Consider the following 17,200-nt stretch of genomic DNA (forward strand, 5'->3'; position numbering starts at 1 on the left):
GTCACTCTAGCCATTTGGTACGACAGTTCCAACTGCAAAGGACCGAACTGATACTTGACGCGATCGGCTCATCCGGCGGCGGCTCCTCGGCGGCGTCGGCTGTCACGGATCACGATGGCCGTCCCGGCCACCACGGCGACCAGCACACCCCCGATGCCCAGCGCGTAGGTGGCGAGTCGTTCGGTGCGTTCCTGCGGTGTCTCGGCCACCGCCAGGTGGGCCGGTTCGGGTGCGGGCGGCTTGGGCGGACCGGGGTCCGCCGTGGGCGCTTCCTGCGGTACGGCCCCGTCGGCGAGGGCTCGTACCGGGTCGACGACGCCCCAACCGACGTGATTGTCACGTCCGTTGATCGAGCGCACGGCTGTCTGCTCGATGCGGGCCACGATCTGGGGGGCGGTCCACTCCGGGTACTTGGCGCGCAGCAGGGCGGCGACACCGGAGACGTACGGGGCGGAGAAGCTGGTGCCGTTGTCGACGCACTGGCCCCCGCCGGGGACCGTGGAGACCATGTCGACGCCGGGGGCGGCGACGCCCACGAACGTGCCGGACTGGGAGAACACGGCCCGCTCGTTGTTGCGGTCGGAGGAGGCGACGGCGAGCACCCCGGGGAAGGCGGCGGGGTAGGTGTTCTTGAGTTTGCCGTCCATGCCGTCGTTGCCGGCGGAGGCGACGACGACGATCTTCTTCCGCAGGGCGCGCGCCACCGCCTTGCCCATGGCCGACTCGGTGCTGAGCGGCTGGGTGGTGTCCTGCGAGATGTTGATGACGTGGGCGCCCTTGGCGATGGCGTGGTCGATCGCCTGCGCCATCGTGTCGGACTTGCCGCTGTTCTTCTCGTCGTTCTGCCGGATCGGGATGATCGTCGCCTCGGGGGCGAGCCCGACGAAGCCGGTGCCGGCCCGGGGGCGCGCGGCGATGATGCCGGCGACCTTGGTGCCGTGGCCCACCTCGTCGACCGTGCCGTCGGTCTTGCCGCGCATCTCGTCGCCGGGGCCCGGGTTCTCCTTGTCGGGCTTCAGGTAGTCCTTGCCGGCCTTGGCGTCGACCGCCGGTTTCAGCTGCGGGTTGACGTCGTCGACGCCGGTGTCGATGACCGCGACCCGGACGCCCTTGCCCTTGGTGTCCTGCCAGAGTTCGTCGAGGAGCACCCGCTGGAGCGACCAGGGGATGCCCTCGATCTGCTTCTTCATGGGGAAGGTGCACTCGCCGCTGCCGTCGAGGAAGAGGCCGCCCCGCGCCGGCCGGTCCGCCGCGGAGGCCGCGTACGCGACGGGGAGGGGCGGGGCGAGCAGCCCCACGAGGGCCGTGGCGGTGAGCAGGGCCGCCTTCCGGTACGTCACCACTGCCACCTCCCTACGAACCCTGCGGCTGACGCGCGCTGTTGGTGTCGAGCCTCGGCCCCTTGGACAGGAACTCCGACCACGTGATCGGGACGAGGACCGGTGTGACCTTCTCGTAGCCGAGACGGGTCTGGGCCTCGCTCGGTTCCGGGCGGCCGTCGGTCTGCTTGTCCTGGTCGCCGGCGCCGATCTCGGAACGCGCGGCGTCGCTGTCGCCGTTGGCCTGCACCGCGTAGCGCAGGCCGGTGTCGGTGACCAGGAAGAGCGAGCCGTCGGGCTTGGTCTGGTTGCCCTGGATCTGGGTGTAGAGCAGGCCGCTTCCGGGGGTGACGTACGTGCTGGTGCCGCCGGCGGTGATGTCGGCCGGGTACTTGGGTCCGGCCCAGGTGGTGAGCGTGGTGCGACCCTTGTCGTCGACCTTGTTGAGGACGCTGCACACCGTGTCCCGGGCGCCAGCGCCGCTGACGGCGTTGACCTGGGCGGACTTGCGGGAGGGCCAGCGGTACTCGGCGCCGAAGGTGGCCGCGTCCGGGGAGAGCGACTGCTGGTCGACGGTGGTCGCCTTCCCGTCCATGTCGAGGGCGTCGGTCTGCTTGGAGTTGATGAGCAGCCAGGCGGTGAAGTCGGAGACCGGCTGCACCTTGCCGGGCAGCACCACGTAGTGCTGCGGTCCGGCGCCGGTGTGGGCGAGCAGGACCATGCCGACCCGGTCCTCGGTGGGGCTGAGGCCGCCGCCGACGCCGGCGGGGGTGCCGACCTGGCCGGGGATCCGCGGGAAGTCGACGGGGCTGCCGGTGTGCATCGTGGCGAGCCAGTCGTCCGTGACGGGCTGCGGCTGCGCGTGCAGGCCGAAGAGCGCCGTGGTGAGCCCGGGCACCTTGTCGCGCACCAGGTACTTCGTTCCGGTGTGGTCGACGACGTACTGGGCGCTGTCCTTCTGCCCCTTGACGTAGAGGACCTGACCGGGCTTCAGCTGTCCGGCGCCCTCGGTGCGGTTGAAGTCCCGTTCGGCGAAGACGAAGGTCGCCTTCTGCACGCTCGATCCCTTGCCGCCGCCGGGCTGTTCGCACACGGCCCAGCGCTTGGCCTTGCCTGCCTCGCCCTCGTTCGGGAGGCGGTCGGGGGCGTAGGGGATGCCGAGGATGGGTCCGCGGGGCGGTTTGCCCGCGTCGAGCATCTTGTCGTCGACCTGGATGACCGAGAACTCCTGCGGCGTGAGCAGGAGCCGGGCCGAGGCGAGGTTGAGGACGGGGTGGAGCAGCGTCTTCTTGTCCTTGCCCTTGCCGGTGGAGAGCACCACGTAGCGGGTGGTCGACTGCTTGCCGACGATCACCTTCGTACCCGGCTTGTCCCAGCCCTTGGGGGCCTTGGGGCTGAACATGCCCCAGGCGCCGAAGCCGGCGAGCACCAGCGCGCCCACGATCAGGCCGGGGACGACCGCGCGCAGCGGCCTCGGCGCTCCCTCCTCCGTACCCGAGGGCGAAGGTTGGAGGAATGCGGCCACCGTGCGCTTCTTCGCAAAGGTGTACGCGTTGAGCTCATCCCGCCGTGATGCCATGAGTCCCCATTTTCGTCAGGCTCAGTCTTCACCGATGAGCCCGGGGAGCATGGCACCCGGGCTCCGGCTGTCGGACCGGCCCCCTACTATGCCTGCTGTCCGTCGGTGCGTGTGGGGCGGGTAGGGTGAACCAGCCGCCAAAGCCCTGGCGGGCCAGGGTGATCGGGACGAATTGGGGGGATTCTCCATGATGGCATCCGCGACGCGGACGCGGCCCGCGGCGGCCGCACCCTCCTCCGCGCCCTCGGCGCACTCCGCGACGGCCGCTCCGTCCGCCGTGTCGCCGCGTCTTCAGGCGCGTCCGGGTCACTTCGGATCGTTCCGATTGCAACAGCTCGTGCTGATCGAGGTCGCGGCCGCGCTGCTGCTCGTGGCGTGGGTCGTCGAGCCGCTGCTGCTGGTTCCGGCCGGTGTGGTCGCGGCCCTGCTCGTCCTGCTCGCGCTGGTGCGCCGTCACCGTCGGTCGATGCCCGAGTGGCTCACCACGTTCTTCGCGCTGCGCGCCCGGACCCGGCGGGCCGCCTCGCTCGTCGTGCCGGAGGGCACGGAGCCGGGACTCGCGCCGGTCGTGGAGTGCGACCCGGCGCTGCGGACCTACGCGTACAGCGACCGCGACCGCCGCCCGGTCGGGATGATCGGCGACGGCACCTTCCTCACGGCGGTGGTGCGGGTCGAGTCGGAGAGCACCGCCCTGCGGCCGGACCGCTCCGCGCGGCCGCTGCCCGTGGCGCTGGTGCGGGACGTGCTCGAAGTCGACGGGATCCGCCTGGAGTCCGCGCAGATCGTGCAGCACACCCAGCCCGCACCCGCCCCGCATCTGCCGGAGCAGTCGATGGCCGCGCGCAACTACGCGCCGCTGCAGGCGCAGACCGGTTCGCCGGCGCTGCGGATCACCTGGGTCGCGTTGAAGCTGGACCCTGAGCTCTGCCCGGAGGCGGTCGCCGCACGCGGCGGCGGTCTGGAGGGTGCGCAGAGGTGTGTGGTGCGGGCGGCGGACCAGTTGGCGAGCCGGCTGGCCGGCGCCGGGTTCAAGGCGACCGTGCTCACCGAGCAGGAGCTGACGGCGGCGCTCGCGACCTCGACCTGTGCCAGCCCTATGGCGATAGCGCAGGCGGGCCGTGGCCAGGCGCAGGCCCGGCGAACGCAGGAGACCGCGCGGACCTGGCGGGTCGACGACCGGCGCCACACGACGTACTGGGTGGGACGCTGGCCGCAGCTGGGCGGCGCGGGCGGCGCCGGGGCTTCGATGCCGCAGCTGATCGCGCTGCTCACCTCGCTCCCGGCCCTTGCGACGACCTTCAGCCTCACGCTGAGCGGCGGCGACCGTCAGGAGGTGACCGTGGCCGGGCACGTGCGCATCACCGGACGCAGCGACGAGGAACTGGTCGCGGCGCGGCACGAACTGGAGCGTGCGGCACGCGGGGTGAAGACGGGTCTGGTGCGGCTGGACCGCGAACAGGTGCCGGGAATGCTGGCTTCGCTGCCGCTGGGGGGTGCGCGCTGATGTCCTTCTCTTCCACGAGCCCGGGTGCCGGTACGGGTATGGGGCCCGGCACGGGTGTGCCGGGGTCCGGGTCCGGTGCGGGCGGCGGGCGGCACGGCGCCTCCGACCGGGGTACGGGGCGGGGTTCGGGACGGGGCGTACGGCCCCGGTTCGGCTTCGGGCTCATCGGGCCGCGCCGCGACCGCCACTCCGTTCCGCTGGAGCAACTGGGCGCACTCAGCCTGCCGGTGGGCGACGACGGCATGGTCATCGGGGTGGACGCCGAGGGCAAGCCCGCGGTGCTCGGCATCAACCGCCCCACGCCGTACGACGTCACGTTGATCGGCGGGTTGTGGACGGCGCAGGTCATGGCACTGCGGGCGGCCGCGACCGGGGCGCGGGTGGCCGTCGAGACCGGCCGGGCGCAGGCCTGGACGGCGCTCGCGCAGGCCGCGGGCGGCGGTCAGCCGTGCATCACGCTGCACGACGTCGGCCGGGTCCCGCCGCAGGGAGCGTCGGCGGGCAGTCCGGTGGTCGTGGTGCGGGACTGCGGCATGCGTCCCCCGCGGGGCCGGGTCGTGTCGGGCCCGTGGCAGTCGGTGGTGACCCTGCTGCCGTATCTGAGCCCGGTGGCGCCACGCCTCCTGGAGAAGTCCTCGCTCGTCGGTGTGCAGCGGGTGTCCCCGGACGAGGCGGCGCAGATCGGCCGCATCATGGGAATTCCGCGCGCGGAGTCCGAGGCGCTGTCGACGCTGGCCGACGGAGTGACCCTGTGGTGCACGCCGGGTGACCGCCAGTTCGTGATGACGCAGGCGACGGACGCCGAGACCGGATTGTTGGGCAGCGCCCGCCGGATGGACTGAGGGCGCGGGGATTTTCAAGTCCGTCCATTTATGTACGGATTTGAACGCGGGGGAATCGTCACCGTATGGCCAGGGGGATCACTCTGTGGTGCGGGTAGGTCACTTGGGGGCGGGACGTGACCGGGCAGACAGGCGTGGGCGGGCCCTCGGGCCTGCCCCACCGACACCGTTGGCGTTTAGGGTGGGAAGGGCCCGCCCACGACAGCACAAGGGTGCGCGACCACACCAGGAGGCAAAGTGAACGGCGATCGGGACGAGATCCGCGGGGGTTGGAATCCACCCGTCGATGATCAGTCCGACGCGGATCCCGCCGAGATGACGGGTGAGTTCACCATCGACTACACCCCTCCGGCCTGGTACACGCAGAACGCGTCCGGATCGGGGGGCGCGGGGGGTGCCACCCCGCCGCCGCCCAGCGGCGCACCCGTCGCCGTCCCCGGGCTTCCGGCCGGCAGCGGCTTCGAACCCGAGTGGACTCCGGCCCCGACGCCGACTCCCGCCGTACCGGCCGCTCCGGCCCCGGCACCCGCGCCGGCTCCCTCGCCGACTGCTGCCGCGGCCACGCCCGCTGACGGTGGGTCGCTCGGGGGCGGCGACCTGGAGAGCGGCGCGACCATGCGCTTCTCCCCCGCCACGCTGAAGCGCGAGATGGCGGAGATCTCCGAGCGGGCGGAGGCGACTTCGGCGCAGAACGCCGAGGGTTCGGAGGCGGGCGCGTTCCCGGCTCCGGGCGCCGGGCACTCGCCGGAACTGCCGCCGGTGCCGGACGCCGCCGGTGAGGCTCCCGAGGCGGGGCGGGCGCCGGCCGAGGGGTCTCTCCCCTCGGCGCCCTCCACGGACGCGGACTCCGGCAGCGACGGCCCGCCCGCCGCGGGCGGGGAGGCTCCGGTGGACGGCACGGTCACGACCTCGACGGACGCCGACGCCGACAGCGTGCCCGCCGTGGGCGAACAGGACGACAGGGACGACGCGGCTTCCGACGGTGACGGCTCGGCCGAGCAGTCCGCCGTGGCGGACGCCTCCGCCACGGATTCCCCGGTTCGGCCTTCGGCGACCGACGGTGAAGGGAACGACTCGGCCGAGACCGGAGCCGTGGCCGAGGGTGACTCCGCCGACGCGGAGACCGCCCCCGGCACGTCGGGCGAGGCGCCCGAGGACGCCGCCCCCTCCCCCGCACCCCAGGACGCTCCGCCGGCCGCGCCGGCGCAGGCCCTGCCGCCCGCCTCCCCGCCGTGGGCCCCCGCCGCCCCGCAGGGCGGTGCCGGGCTTCCCCCTCTCCCGCCGTCCTTCCAGCCGGCGGCACCCGCCGCGGCGCCGCAGTGGCCCGCCCCGGCGCCGACGGGGGGTCAGCCGCTCCCCGCCGCCGCCTCCTGGCCGGCCCAGGCGGCCCCAGACGCCCAGGCGCCCGTACCTCCGCAGCCCGCCCCTGCTCCCGGCGGTCACGGTTTCCCCCAGCCGGGACAGCCGATGCCCGCCCCTCTCCCCCCGCAGGCCCAGGGCGGGTACGGCTTCCCGCACCCCGGCACGCCGCAGGCCCCGGCGCCCGCACCACAGGCACCGCAGACACCGCAGACACCGCAGACGGCCGACGCCAACTCCCCCGCCGCACAGGGCGGGTACGGCTTCCCTCACCCCGGCATCCCGCAGGCACCCCAGGTGCCCGACGCCCAGGGCGGGTACGGCTTCCCGCAGCCGCCGGCCCAGAACGCGCCGCAGGGCGGGTACGGCTTCCCGCACCCCGGGACGCCGCAGGCTCAGGTGCCCGCGCAGGCGTCGCACCCCGATCACCAGGCACAGCCGCCGCTGGCACCGCTGCCGCCGCAGGGCGGGTACGGCTTCCCGCACCCCGGGACGCCGCAGGCTCAGGTGCCCGCGCAGGCGTCGCACCCCGATCACCAGGCACAGCCGCCGCGGGCACCGCTGCCGCCGCAGGGCGGGCAGCCGCAGCATCCGGTCGATCCGCGCACCGGGGCCGCCTGGCCCACCGCGGTCACGCACGACCAGCGCGAGCGCTCCGTGCCGGGCGCCCCGCTCGGCTACACCGCCGCCGTGGAGCTCTCCTCGGACCGGCTGCTGCGCAACAACAAGCAGAAGGCCAAGTCCAGCCGGAACCCGGGCGCGTCCGCCCGCTTCAAGCTCGGCGGCAAGAAGGAGGAGGCCGAGCGGCAGCGCAAGCTCGAACTGATCCGCACGCCGGTCCTGTCCTGCTACCGGATCGCGGTCATCTCCCTCAAGGGGGGTGTCGGCAAGACCACGACGACCACCGCGCTCGGCTCGACACTGGCCACCGAGCGTCAGGACAAGATCCTGGCGATCGACGCCAACCCGGATGCCGGCACGCTCGGCCGCCGGGTGCGGCGGGAGACCGGGGCCACCATCCGTGACCTCGTCCAGGCGATCCCGTACCTCAACTCGTACATGGACATCCGCCGCTTCACCTCGCAGGCGCCCTCCGGTCTGGAGATCATCGCCAACGACGTGGACCCGGCCGTCTCGACGACGTTCAACGACGAGGACTACCGCCGGGCGATCGACGTCCTGGGCAAGCAGTACCCGATCATCCTCACCGACTCCGGCACCGGTCTGCTCTACAGTGCGATGCGCGGAGTGCTCGATCTAGCCGATCAGCTGATCATCATCTCCACCCCGTCCGTGGACGGCGCCTCCAGCGCGTCGACGACGCTCGACTGGCTTTCCGCCCACGGGTACGCCGAGTTGGTGCAGCGTTCGATCACCGTCATCTCGGGTGTCCGCGAGACCGGCAAGATGATCAAGGTCGACGACATCGTGCAGCACTTCCAGACCCGCTGCCGCGGTGTCGTGGTGGTGCCGTTCGACGAGCACCTGGCGGCGGGCGCCGAGGTCGACCTCGACATGATGCGGCCGAAGACGCGCGAGGCCTACTTCAACCTGTCGGCGATGGTCGCCGAGGACTTCGTCCGGGCCCAGCAGGCGCAGGGCCTGTGGACGGGTGACGGCCAGGGCGGCGTCCCGCCGCACCTGGCCCCGCCGATGCCCGGTCAGGCGTCGCCCGGTCAGCCCATGCCCGGACAACCGTACGCACCGCAGCCCGGTCAGCCGTACGCACCGCAGCAGGGGCAGCCCTACGCGCCTCAGGCTCCGCAGCCGGGCCAGCCGTACGCACCGCAGCCCGGTCAGCCGTACGGTGCCCAGCCGGGGCAGCCGGGGCAGCAGCCGTACCCGCAGGCTCAGGCGCAGCCGTATCCCCCGCAGCAGGGGTACGCGCAGCAGCCGGGGCAGCAGCCCGGCATGCCGCAGGGCTGGCAGCAGCCGGCCGCCCAGCCCGCCCAGCCCGGTCAGCCTGTTCCGCCGCAAGCGGATCCGCAGGCTCCCGCGCCTCAGGCCGGATGGCCGCAGCAGCCTCCGCAGGCCGCCCCGCAGGCTCCGCCAGCCCCTCAGCAGTAAGGCGTCAGAGGATGAGACCAATGAGGCTCCGCATCGGCTTTCCGATGCGGAGCCTCATGGCATTCCCGCAGCCCACAAGGGGTTTGTGACATCGTTGACGCCGCTCGGCCACCGCTGATAGACCTTCGCTTCACCAGTTGGCGCCCCAAGATCCACGACGCGAGGTCACGTCCCATGGTCATGGTCACGAAGGTTCCACCCCGCCCGGTCGCCCCCCGCAGGCTCCTCAGACTCCTCCTCGCCGCCGGCGTCACCGCCACCACCATGGTGGCCGTCCCGCAGGCCGCCCAGGCGGTCCCGTCCGCCGAGGGCGACGCCAAGGCCGGCAGCGGCACCACCCTCACCGTCGCCGTCTCGCAGAGCGTCGACTCACTGAGCCCCTTCCTCGCCCAGAAGCTCGTCTCCACCAGCATCCACCGGTTGGCCTACGAGTACCTGACGAACTACGACGCGAAGGACGCCAAGCCCATCCCGGGCCTCGCGACCGAGTGGAAGTCCTCGCCCGACAAGCTGACCTGGACGTACACCATCCGTACGGACTCGAAGTGGTCCGACGGGAAACAGGCGACCGCCGAGGACGCCGCCTGGACCTTCAACAAGATGATGACGGACGAGAACGCCGCCACCGCCAACGGCAGCTTCACCTCCAACTTCAAGAAGGTCACCGCGCCCGACCCACGGACCCTGGTCATCCAGCTGAAGAAGCCTCAGGCGACGATGACGGCGCTCGACGTGCCGATCGTGCCCAAGCACGTCTGGGAGAAGGTCGGCGACTTCTCGAAGTTCAACAACGACAAGCAGTTCCCGATCGTCGGGAACGGCCCGTTCGTCATCACGGACTTCAAGGTCGACCAGTACATCAAGCTGAAGCCGAACAAAAACTTCTGGCGCGGTGCGCCCAAGTTCGACGAACTGGTCTTCAAGTACTACAAGGACGGCGACGCCGCCGTCGCCGCGCTGCAGAAGGGCGAGGTGTCCTTCGTACCGAACCTGACGCCCGCTCAGGCGGCGGCCCTGAAGACCGCCGAGAACATCAAGGTCAACGACGCTCCCGGCCGCCGCTTCTTCGCCCTCGCCACCAACCCGGGCGCCCGGGCCAAGGACGGCAAGGCCTTCGGCAACGGCCACAAGGCCCTGCTCGACCCAGCCGTCCGCAAGGCGCTCTTCCTGGCCGTGGACCGTACGACGATCGTCGACAAGGTCTTCCAGGGGCACGCCGTCGAGGGCGAGGGGTACATCCCGCCGCGCTTCGGTGCGTACTTCTGGAAGCCGGGCGCCGGGCAGAAGCTCGGCTACGACCCGGTGAAGGCGGAGCAGCTCCTGGACCAGGCGGGATACAGAAAGAACGGCGACGGCAAGCGGGTCGGCAAGGATGGCAGGCCGCTGGACTTCCGGATCCTGTGCCACGCCACCGACCCGAACGACAAGGCCGTCGGCAAGTACCTCCAGGAGTGGTGGGGCAAGCTCGGCATCGGGCTGAAGGTCGAGTGCCTCGACAACGTCGGCGACCCGTGGACGAAGGGCGACTACGACCTCGCCTTCGACGGCTGGTCGGTCAACCCCGACCCCGACTACGTCCTGTCGATCCACACCTGCGGCACCCTGCCGGCCACCCCGAAGGACACCGGGGCCACGGACAACTTCATCTGCGACCGGCAGTTCGACGCGCTCTACGCGCGGCAGTCGGTGGAGTACGACGCCGCCAAGCGGGCGGATCTGGTCAAGCAGATGCAGTCCCGGCTGTACGACACCGGGTACATGAACATCATGGCCTACCCGAACGCCCTGGAGGCGTACCGCACGGACCAGATCAGGTCCATCACCACGATGCCGGAGGCGGCCGGCAACCTCTACGGCCAGGACGGCTACTGGAGCTGGTGGTCGGCCGTGCCCGCCGCCTCCGCGTCCGACGGCTCGGACGGCGGATCGTCCACCGGGGTGATCGTGGGCATCGGAGCGGCCGTGGTGGTCGTGGCCGGGCTCGGGATCTTCCTCGGTATGCGCCGCCGTTCCACCGCCGACGACCGCGAGTAGTGACGTGACGACGGCAAGCACGCCCGCCGACGTGGCGCGGACCGCACCGGTCCGCGCCACGGACGGCGCCTCCCGCACCGGTACCACCGTCGCCTACCTCCGCTATGTCGCGGGCAAGCTGGGCGGCGCGGCCGTCTCGCTCCTCGCCGTGCTCGTGACCAGCTTCTTCCTCTTCCGGATCATCCCCGGCGACCCCGTCAAGGCGATGACGCACGGCGTCCCGACCTCGGCCGAGCAACTGGCCACGCTCCGCAGGCAGTTCGGACTCGATCTGCCGATGTGGCAGCAGTTCACCGACTACTGCGGCAAGGCGCTGAGCGGTGATCTCGGCATGTCGTACCAGTTCCGCGCCCCGGTCGGTGAGCTCATCGCGACGAAGCTGCCCGCGACCCTGCTGCTGACCGGCGTCGCGGTGCTGCTCTACTCGGCGCTCGGGCTGTGGCTCGGCACCCGCTCCGCCTGGAACCACGGCGGTCTCGGTGACAAGCTGAACACCGGCGTCGCGCTGACGCTGTGGTCCGTGCCCTCGTTCTGGCTCGGCCTGCTCCTGATCATCGTCTTCTCGGTCGGGATCGGACCGATCCCCGGGCTCTTCCCGACCGGCGGCATGGAGTCGGGCACGGGCGAGACCGGCTTCGCGTACGTCCTCGACGTCGCCCACCACATGGTGCTGCCGGTCCTCACCCTGGTCGCCGTCGGGTACGCGCAGACCCTGCTCGTGATGCGCTCCTCGCTCCTCGACGAGATGGGCGGCGACTATCTGACGACGGCGCGCGCCAAGGGACTGCGCGACGACGTCGTACGGCGCCGGCACGCCGTACCGAACGCGCTCCTGCCGACCGTGACCATGGTCTTCATCAATCTCGGCCATGTGGCGGCCGGTTCGATCCTGGTGGAGACGGTGTTCTCCTGGCCGGGGCTGGGCGGGCTGTTCTACCAGGCGCTCAGCGTGCCCGACCTGCCGCTCGTCCAGGGCCTGTTCGTGGTCTTCGCCGGCGCGATGATCCTGATGAACCTGATCGCCGACCTTCTCTATCCGCTGCTCGATCCCCGGGTGGGCCGATGACGACCTCTCTGGCCTGGCAACGCCGCCGCGGTACGGTGGCCCGCTTCTGGCGCCAGTACCGCACCCACCGTGCCGGTCTCCACGGCCTGGCGGGCCTCGCCCTGATCGCGCTGCTCGCGCTCGCCGCCCCGCTGCTCGTCGGCGCCGACGTGCAGTCGGTGACGAACGCGCCCGGCAGGGCCCTGGAGTCGCCGAGCGCCACGTTCCCGCTCGGTACCGACCAGTTCGGGCGGTCGCTGCTCGGCCTCCTCGTCTGGGGCGCCCGGATCTCGCTGCTCGTCGGGCTGCTCGCGGCGGCGCTCTCGGTCGCCATCGGCACGCTCGTCGGCATCGTCGCAGGCCACTACGGCGGCTGGTTCTCGACCGTCGTCATGCGCGTCACGGACTGGTTCCTGGTGATGCCGGCGCTGGTCCTCGCGATCGTGCTGGCCACCGTCATGTCCCGCTCGATGTGGACGGTGATCCTGGCCATCGGCGTCACCAGCTGGCCCACCACGGCCCGGCTCGTGCGCGCCCAGACGATCGCGGTGGAGTCCCGCCCGTACATCGAACGCGCCACCGCGCTGGGGGGCGGGCACGGGCACATCATGAGCTGGCACGTGCTGCCGAACGTGATGCCGCTGGTGCTCGCGCAGACCACGCTCGGCATCTCCACCGCCATCCTGACCGAGGCGACGCTGGCCTTCCTCGGCCTCGGCGATCCGACGGTGGTGTCCTGGGGCGGCATGCTCCAGGACGCCCGGGAGGCGGGTGCGGTCTCCTCCGGCCACTGGTGGTACCTGGCGCCGCCCGGGATCGCGATCGCGCTCGTCGCACTCGCCTTCACGCTGTGCGGCCGGGCGATCGAGTCCGTGCTCAACCCGAAGCTGGGGGTGGGGCGGTGAGCCTCCTCGAGATCCGCGATCTGACGGTGACCTACGGGTCGGGGGCGTCCGCCGTCCCCGCCGTACGCGGCGTCGACCTGACCCTGCGCGCCGGGCAGAAGCTCGGGGTGGCGGGCGAGTCTGGCTGTGGGAAGTCGACGATGGCGCTGGCGCTGCTGCGGCTCCTCCCGGCGTCCGCCCGCCTGACCGGCGAGATCCTGCTCGACGGGGAGGACGTCCTCACCATGAAGTGGGGCCGGCTGCGGGCCGTCCGGTGGGCGGGGGCGTCGATCGTCTTCCAGGGCGCGATGCACTCGCTCAACGCGGTGCACAGGATCGGCGACCAGATCGCGGAGCCGCTGCTCGTGCACGGGAAGGTGACCCCGACGGCCGCGCGCGGACGGGTCGGGGAGCTCCTGGAACAGGTCGGCCTTCCGGCGGCGCGGGCGGCCGCGTATCCGCACGAACTGTCCGGCGGGCAGCGCCAGCGGGTGATGATCGCGATGGCGCTCGCCTGCGATCCGCGGCTGATCGTGGCCGACGAGCCGACCACCGCGCTCGACGTGATGATCCAGGCGCAGATCCTCCGGCTGATCGAGCGGCTGGTGGCCGACGACGACATCAGCCTGCTGATGATCAGCCACGACCTGGCCGTGCTCGCCGACACCTGTGACCGGCTCGCGGTGATGTACGCGGGACGGGTGGTGGAGGAGGGGCCGGCGCGGGAGGTGTACGACGCGGCCGAGCATCCGTACGGGCGGGCGCTGTCCTCGGCCTTCCCGCGGATCGGCGATCCGGCGTCGCGCCGGGCGCCGCGCGGGCTGCCGGGTGATCCGCCGGATCCGGCGGATCTGCCGGGCGGATGCGCCTTCCACCCGCGCTGCCCGGTGGCGGTGGAGGTCTGCGGCGAGCAGGACCAGGAACTGCGGGAGGCGGGCGCGGGGCGCCACGCGGCCTGCGTACACGTCGGGAGTGGCTCATGAACCCGTTGAAGCCGGACCCGTCCGCGCCGGCCGCGTCTGCGTCGGGGGCGTCTGCGTCGGGCGCGGCTGCGTCGGGCGCCGCCGGTGGAGAGACGCCGGACACGTCCCCCCAGGAGGCTGCTGTCGAGTCGGCTTCCGCCCAGTCGTCTCCGGTCGCGTCGGCTTCGGTCGGCGTGCCGTCCGGGCCGCTGCTGTCGGCGGCCGGTCTGCACGTCACCTTCCCCGGGCGCCGGGGCGCGCCGGCCGCGCGGGCGGTGGACGGGGTGGACCTGGAGATCGGCGCGGGCGAGATCGTGGCACTGGTCGGCGAGTCGGGATGCGGCAAGACGACGCTGGCCCGTTCACTGCTCGGCCTGGTGCCGCCCACGTCCGGCAGGATCACCTTCGCCGGTGAGCCGCTCTCGTACAGCTCCCGTGCCCTGAAGGCGTACCGGAAGCGCGCCCAGCTGGTCCTCCAGGACCCGAGCGGCTCCCTGAACCCGCGTCATACGGTCTACGACGCGGTGGCGGAGGGGCTGCGGATCCACGGGTACGACGGGGACGAGCGGGCGGCGGTCGCCGAGGCCCTGTCCCGCGCCGGTCTGCGCCCGCCGGAGCGATTCTTCCTCCGCTACCCGCACGAGCTGTCCGGCGGTCAGCGTCAGCGGGTCGTGATCGCGGGCGCCCTGGTCCTCCAGCCCGAACTGATCGTGGCGGACGAGCCGGTGGCCTCACTGGACGCGTCGGTACGAGGGGAGATCCTCGCGCTGCTGCTGCGCCTGCGGGAGGAACTGGGGCTCTCGGCGCTGGTCGTGACGCACGACCTGGGTCTGGCCTGGAACATCGCGGACCGGGTGGCGGTGATGTACCTGGGGCGGATCGTGGAGACCGGGACGGTGGAGTCGGTACTGACGTCTCCTCAGCACCCTTACACGCGTGCGCTGCTGTCGGTTCTTCCGGAGTCCGGGGGCGAGCCGGTGGTGCTGACCGGCGAGCCCCCGGACCCGTCCCGCGTCCCGTCCGGCTGCCGCTTCCACGCCCGCTGCCAGATCCTCGCCTCGGGCGAGGCGGCGGCGGTCGCGGACCGCTGCCGGGGCGAGGACCTGCCGATCCTCGCCGGCGGCAGCGGCGCACGGGGCGCGGCCTGCCACTGGGTGGCGGGCCACGGGGTGGACGGGGCTTAGACCGTGTCCTCGAAGTCTTGCCTGGCCCGTGACGCCCCGCACGCGCGCTCGCACGCACCGGACGCTGCGGGCCCCGCCCTCCGGGCGGACGGCAGACTGCGCGGACACTCCCTCGTGCTGGACCTCAGTGCTTGCGCTTCGCCGCCGTGACCTTGGATCCTGCGGCCTTCGCGGCCTTGGCGGGCTTGGCGGGCTTGGCGGGCTTGGCGGGCTTGGTCGCCTTGTCCGGCTGCGCGGGCTTGCCGGGCTTGGTCGCCTTGTCCGGCTGCGCGGGCTTGCCGGGCTTCGCTCCGGGGCCTCCGGGGTCCGCCGCGGGGAGGATCTCGCAGGAGCTGATGGACGTCCGCGTCGAGACCGACTTCACCTTGCAGTCGTCCCGGCCGACACCGGCGTCCACGCTCCCCCAGTGCTCGCCGACGATCAGGATCGCTCCGCCGTGTCCGCTGATCTTGTCGTCGCCGGGCCCGGCCTGGATCAGACCGCCGGACTCGGGGCCGAGCGCTGCGGCCTCGATGGTGTCGCTCTCGCTGCCGCCGAGGACCCGGCCGGAGAAGTCGATGACACCGGTCTTGATGGTGTCGGCGCCGTCGTTGCCGGTGACGATCCCGCCGCCCCGGTTGAACTGCCCGGGTGCCCCGGACACCGAGCCCGTGGTGATCTTGTCGTTGCCGTCGTCGCCGTGGACGACGGCACCCAGCTTCGCCCCGTCGCCGCGCACGGTGGCCACCTTGATGACGTCGTTGCCGCGGTTGCCCCGGACCATGCTGAAGGTGGTCTGCGGCACCAGGTGCTTGGTGCGGATGACGTCGTCGCCCTCGCCGCCCATCACGGCGGAGTCGATGACCAGACCCCTGATCTCGATCATGTCATTGCCGTTGCCTCCCGAGACGGTGACCCCTTCCAGGTCGCTGTCGCAGAAGATGTGGTCGTCGTGCTCCGTGCCGTTGACCTGGTTGCCGGGGGGCGCGGGGACGTCGTTCACCCAGCACTGGTGCATGGGGACGCGGGCCTTGTGCGGGGCCACCGCCTGGGCGGGTGCGCCGGCCACGGTGACGGCGGCGACACCGGCGAGCAGCGCGGTGAGGGCGGCCGGGCCACGCGCGGATCTGCGGAGGGACGGCGGGGTGACGGACATGCGGGTCTCCTTTGCGAAATGGCGAGAGATGCCAGGGGGACGAGTGGTCAGTGAGCGGCGCGCGCGGGGTGCGCCGCGGGCGAGTAGCCGACGATCCGACGGCTGTTCAGGTCCGGTTCCAGGGAGGGGACGGGCGCCGCGGTCCATCTGCCCAGGCACATCTCCGCGGTGATGCCGGGGCCGAAGCCGGCGATGATGCCGCGGGCTCCCTCGGACAGTCCGCCCGCGTCGAAGAGTCTGCGCACCGCGTCCAGGACGACGGCGCTGGCGATGTTCCCGTACTCCGTCAGGGTGGCGCGGCTGAACCGGAAGGCCTCCGGCTCCACCTCCAGGAAGCGGCTGAGGTCGTCCAGGATGCGGGGCCCGCCGGCGTGGATGATGTAGAAGTCGAGGTCGCCGGCGTCCCAGCCGTGTGACCCCGCGATCTCGCGGAGCGCCGGGGCCAGCGGCTCCATGGTGGTCGGCACCCGCTTGTCGAGCAGGAAGTGGAAGCCGGTGGCCCGGACGCTGTAGGCGATCCAGTCCTCGGTGTCGGGGACCAGATGGGAGTTGTTGCGCTCCAGGGCGATGCCGGTGCCGCCCCTGCCCCGGACGACCGCGGAGGCCACCGCGTCACCGAAGAGGCCGTTGGAGAGCAGGGAGCCGACGCCGAGGTCGGTGGGCTGGTAGCAGAGGGAGCAGAACTCGCAGGCCACGATGAGGACGTTGGCGTCCGGGTACGCGACGCAGAAGTCGTGCGCCCGGTTGATGGCGGCCCCGCCGGCAGCGCAGCCCAGCTGGGCGATCGGCAGCTGCCGGGTGTGGCTCGGGAAGCCCATCGTGTTGATGAGCCAGGCGGTGAGCGACGGCATCATGAAGCCGGTGCACGACACGTAGACGATCATGTCGATGTCCGCGGGGCGCAGCCCGGCGTTGCCCAGGGCCTCCTCGACGACCTTCGGCACCCTGGCCTTCGCCTCGGTCTCGTAGAGCGCGTTGCGTTCTTCGAAGCCGGGGTGTCTCAACGTCTCCTCGATGGGCTGGACGATGTGCCGCTGGGTGACCCCGGTGTTCTCGATCAGCCGCAACGCCAAGGGCAGTTGGGGGTGATCGGCATGAAGGGAGCGGGCGAGGGCAAGCGTCTCCTCCCTCGTGATCACGTACTCGGGTACGGACACCGCGGGTTTGCACAGAGTGACCACGACATGCGCTCCTTCGTTCTCGTTCACCGTGAACTGCCGCCCACACTCACCCGGTGAACCGGAGCCCGCAACCGCGAGGGTCACGAAGGGCCTACGGAACGTCAT

At 71.9% G+C, this 17,200-nt stretch carries 12 protein-coding genes; 8 read left to right on the forward strand and 4 right to left on the reverse strand.

Features of this window, described 5'->3' with window-relative positions:
• Positions 1-68: 68 nt before the first annotated feature.
• Complete coding sequence (gene mycP / locus IE136_RS28125) at positions 69-1,340, reverse strand: type VII secretion-associated serine protease mycosin (RefSeq protein ID WP_189601794.1); 1,272 nt, start codon at positions 1,338-1,340, stop codon at positions 69-71.
• 13 nt (positions 1,341-1,353) lie between these two features.
• Positions 1,354-2,898: a type VII secretion protein EccB gene (gene eccB / locus IE136_RS28130; protein ID WP_189601748.1), complete on the reverse strand. Its 1,545-nt coding sequence runs from the start codon at positions 2,896-2,898 to the stop codon at positions 1,354-1,356.
• A gap of 190 nt (positions 2,899-3,088) precedes the next feature.
• Here eccB and eccE point away from each other — a divergent pair, with 190 nt between their 5' ends.
• The 8 genes from eccE (at position 3,089) to IE136_RS28170 (ending at position 14,779) form a co-directional block, all read left to right on the forward strand.
• A complete protein-coding gene (gene eccE / locus IE136_RS28135; RefSeq protein WP_189601795.1) occupies positions 3,089-4,402 on the forward strand; it encodes a type VII secretion protein EccE in 1,314 nt (437 codons plus the stop codon).
• Positions 4,402-5,244 carry a hypothetical protein gene (locus tag IE136_RS28140; protein WP_229819235.1) on the forward strand — a complete coding sequence of 281 codons (843 nt, stop codon included), beginning with the start codon at positions 4,402-4,404 and terminating at the stop codon, positions 5,242-5,244. Before eccE ends, IE136_RS28140 begins: the two co-directional genes overlap by 1 nt.
• 237 nt (positions 5,245-5,481) lie before the next feature.
• Positions 5,482-8,670, forward strand: a complete 3,189-nt coding sequence (locus IE136_RS28145) for an SCO5717 family growth-regulating ATPase (protein WP_189601749.1) — start codon at positions 5,482-5,484, stop codon at positions 8,668-8,670.
• Positions 8,671-8,934: 264 nt separating this feature from the next.
• On the forward strand, positions 8,935-10,704 hold the full coding sequence (locus IE136_RS28150; protein WP_373309172.1) for an ABC transporter substrate-binding protein: 1,770 nt from the start codon (positions 8,935-8,937) through the stop codon (positions 10,702-10,704).
• A gap of 4 nt (positions 10,705-10,708) precedes the next feature.
• Positions 10,709-11,770: an ABC transporter permease gene (locus IE136_RS28155; RefSeq protein WP_158991100.1), complete on the forward strand. Its 1,062-nt coding sequence runs from the start codon at positions 10,709-10,711 to the stop codon at positions 11,768-11,770.
• The gene (locus tag IE136_RS28160; protein ID WP_189601750.1) at positions 11,767-12,654 is read left to right on the forward strand and encodes an ABC transporter permease; all 888 of its coding nucleotides are present in this window, start codon (positions 11,767-11,769) and stop codon (positions 12,652-12,654) included. The genes IE136_RS28155 and IE136_RS28160 overlap by 4 nt, the downstream gene beginning before the upstream one ends.
• A complete protein-coding gene (locus IE136_RS28165; RefSeq protein WP_158991096.1) occupies positions 12,651-13,616 on the forward strand; it encodes an ABC transporter ATP-binding protein in 966 nt (321 codons plus the stop codon). Before IE136_RS28160 ends, IE136_RS28165 begins: the two co-directional genes overlap by 4 nt.
• Positions 13,613-14,779, forward strand: a complete 1,167-nt coding sequence (locus IE136_RS28170; protein WP_158991094.1) for an ABC transporter ATP-binding protein — start codon at positions 13,613-13,615, stop codon at positions 14,777-14,779. Before IE136_RS28165 ends, IE136_RS28170 begins: the two co-directional genes overlap by 4 nt.
• A gap of 124 nt (positions 14,780-14,903) precedes the next feature.
• On the opposite strand, the gene IE136_RS28175 is transcribed toward IE136_RS28170, so the two are convergent.
• Both IE136_RS28175 and IE136_RS28180 read right to left on the reverse strand, forming a co-directional pair.
• Complete coding sequence (locus IE136_RS28175) at positions 14,904-15,914, reverse strand: hypothetical protein (RefSeq protein WP_189601751.1); 1,011 nt, start codon at positions 15,912-15,914, stop codon at positions 14,904-14,906.
• Positions 15,915-15,961: 47 nt separating this feature from the next.
• Positions 15,962-17,095 carry a type III polyketide synthase gene (locus tag IE136_RS28180; RefSeq protein WP_189601752.1) on the reverse strand — a complete coding sequence of 378 codons (1,134 nt, stop codon included), beginning with the start codon at positions 17,093-17,095 and terminating at the stop codon, positions 15,962-15,964.
• Between the last annotated feature and the right edge of the window lie 105 nt (positions 17,096-17,200).

Source organism: Streptomyces lateritius (genome assembly GCF_014649715.1).
Taxonomy (GTDB): Bacteria; Actinomycetota; Actinomycetes; order Streptomycetales; family Streptomycetaceae; genus Streptomyces; species Streptomyces lateritius.

Coding starts and splice junctions, on each gene's coding strand:
- IE136_RS28150 (WP_373309172.1), top strand. CDS start 8,935: ATGGTGGCCGTCCCGCAGGCCGCCCAGGCGGTCCCGTCCGCCGAGGGC.
- IE136_RS28175 (WP_189601751.1), bottom strand. CDS start 15,914: ATGTCCGTCACCCCGCCGTCCCTCCGCAGATCCGCGCGTGGCCCGGCC.
- IE136_RS28140 (WP_229819235.1), top strand. CDS start 4,402: ATGTCCTTCTCTTCCACGAGCCCGGGTGCCGGTACGGGTATGGGGCCC.
- eccE (WP_189601795.1), top strand. CDS start 3,089: ATGGCATCCGCGACGCGGACGCGGCCCGCGGCGGCCGCACCCTCCTCC.
- IE136_RS28170 (WP_158991094.1), top strand. CDS start 13,613: ATGAACCCGTTGAAGCCGGACCCGTCCGCGCCGGCCGCGTCTGCGTCG.
- eccB (WP_189601748.1), bottom strand. CDS start 2,898: ATGGCATCACGGCGGGATGAGCTCAACGCGTACACCTTTGCGAAGAAG.
- IE136_RS28160 (WP_189601750.1), top strand. CDS start 11,767: ATGACGACCTCTCTGGCCTGGCAACGCCGCCGCGGTACGGTGGCCCGC.